General features: G+C 73.8%; 1 protein-coding gene. It reads left to right on the top strand.

Annotated features, from left to right (window positions below; all coding sequences use genetic code 11):
* Positions 1-355: 355 nt before the first annotated feature.
* Entirely contained in the window at positions 356-2,188 is a 1,833-nt protein-coding gene (locus ABT106_RS31805; protein WP_351284492.1) for an alkyl/aryl-sulfatase, read from the top strand.
* Positions 2,189-2,299 lie beyond the last annotated feature (111 nt).

The raw sequence follows: 2,299 nt of genomic DNA, 5'->3' as shown, positions 1-2,299 counted from the left end.
GGTGTCTTGGTCGCGCGGGGCCGGGGGGCGCTGGGGGGCGCCCACCCGCGCCTGGCGCCCACCCCAAACTACCACACCCGGACCCTGGCCCGGGGGGGGGCCGCCCCCCCCGCCGCCCACGACGGCACCCGGCCGAGGGCGGAGGACGGCGGGTCCGGCACGGGGTGACCCCCGCCCACTCCCACGCCGGAGCCGCCGGACCGCACCTGCCGCCCCCGACTGCCGCAGCCCGCAGCCCGCAGCCCGCAGCCCGGCGCCCGTGCCGCTGACGGCCGCGTCCCGCGCCGCCGCGGGCCGCTCACCCGTACGGGCCCGCCGCGCCGCGAAGACGCGCGGGGTGCCGTATGTCTTGGACATGGACTTCCCGGACTCCCTGGACTTCTCGGATCAGCAGGACTTCGCCGACGCGGACCGCGGGTTCGTGGGCGCGGCCTCGCCCGCCGTGGTCAGGACGGCGGACGGACGGGTGATCTGGGACAACGACGCCTACGCGTTCCTGGAGGGCGAGTGCCCCGGCACGGCCAACCCGAGCCTGTGGCGCCAGAGCCAACTGGCCTCGAAGCAGGGCCTGTACGAGGTGACCGACGGGATCTACCAGGTCCGCGGCTTCGACCTGTCCAACATGACCCTCGTCGAGGGGGACACCGGGGTCATCGTCATCGACCCGCTCATCTCCGCCGAGACCGCCGCCGCCGCGCTGGAGCTCTACCGCGAGCACCGCGGCCCCCGGCCCGTCACCGCCCTGATCTACACCCACTCCCACGGCGACCACTTCGGCGGCTCCCGCGGCGTCGTCCCCCACGGTCACGCGCCCGTCCCGGTGATCGCCCCCGCCGGGTTCCTGGAACACGCCGTGGCCGAGAACGTGTACGCGGGCGGGGCCATGGTCCGCCGCGCCGTGTACATGTACGGCGCCGAGCTGCCCAAGGCGCCCGACGGGCAGATCGGCGCGGGCCTGGGCCAGACGACGTCGCTCGGCACGGTCACTCTCATCCCCCCGACCCTGGACATCACCGCCACCGGGCAGGAGGAGACCGTGGACGGGGTCCGCATCGTCTTCCACCTCACCCCCGGCACCGAGGCACCCTCGGAGATGAACTTCCACTTTCCGGACCGCCGCGCGCTGTGCATGGCGGAGAACGCCACCCACAACCTGCACAACATCCTGACCCTGCGCGGAGCCGTCGTCCGCGACGCCCGGATCTGGGCGCACTACCTCGACGAGGCCGTCACCCTCTTCGCCGCCGGCACGGACGTCGCCTTCGCCTCGCACCACTGGCCCACGTGGGGCACCGAGCGCATCACGACGCTCCTGCGCACCCAGCGGGACCTGTACGCGTACCTCCACGACCAGACCCTGCGCATGCTCAACCAGGGCCTGACCGGCGCGGAGATCGCCGAGGAGATCGAGCTGCCCCCCGCGCTCCAGGGCTGGTCCAGCCGCGGCTACTACGGATCCGTCAGCCACAACGTCAAGGCCGTCTACCAGCGCTACATGGGCTGGTTCGACGGCAACCCGGCCCACCTGTGGGAGCACACGCCCGTCGAAGAGGCCAAACGGTACGCCGACCTCGCGGGCGGCATCGAGCCCCTCATCGCGGCGGGCCGCAGGTACGCGGACGACGGGGACCCGCGCTTCGCGGCGACGCTCCTGAACCACGCGGTCTTCGCCCGGCCCGACCACACCGGAGCCCGTCAGGCACTGGCGGACGTGTACGAGACGCTGGGCCACGGCGCCGAGAACGGACCCTGGCGCAACTTCTACCTCATGGGCGCCCACGAACTGCGCGGCACGGTCGCCCGCACCGCCCTGGACATGACCAACCCCGAGATGGTCGTCGCCCTCACGATGGACCAGATCCTGGACTCGCTGGCGGTCCGCGTCAACGGCCCCCGGTCCTGGAACACACCCCTGGCGCTCGACTTCGAGCTCACCGACCTGGGCCGCACCTGGCGAGCCGAACTCTCCAACGGCGCCCTGATCCACCGCAGCCGGCCCACGGGCGAGCCGAACCCCGCCGAGGGCCCGGCCGAGCTCACGCTGGTCCTCACCAAGCCGCAGCTCCTGGCGGTCCTGGCCGGGGACGAGCCGGACGGCGTCACCAGCACCGGTGACGCGGGCGCGCTGGCGCGGCTGCACGACGCCCTCGACACGGCCGACCCCGACTTCCCCATCGTCACGCCCTGACGCGCTCACCCGCCCTGACGGACTCACACCTCCCGACGCGTCCGTGCTCCGGCCCGCGGGGCCGCGGCCGGGCCCCCGGGCCCACAGGGGGAGGCCACCACAGGAAAAAAC

Origin of the sequence: Streptomyces sp. NPDC002044, assembly GCF_040296725.1 — a bacterium.
Taxonomy (GTDB): Bacteria; Actinomycetota; Actinomycetes; order Streptomycetales; family Streptomycetaceae; genus Streptomyces; species Streptomyces antarcticus.
This window is presented reverse-complemented; position numbering and strand designations above follow the sequence as displayed.

What these genes read in the sequence shown, in the direction of transcription:
- ABT106_RS31805 (WP_351284492.1), top strand. Translation starts at nt 356, where the DNA reads ATGGACTTCCCGGACTCCCTGGACTTCTCGGATCAGCAGGACTTCGCC.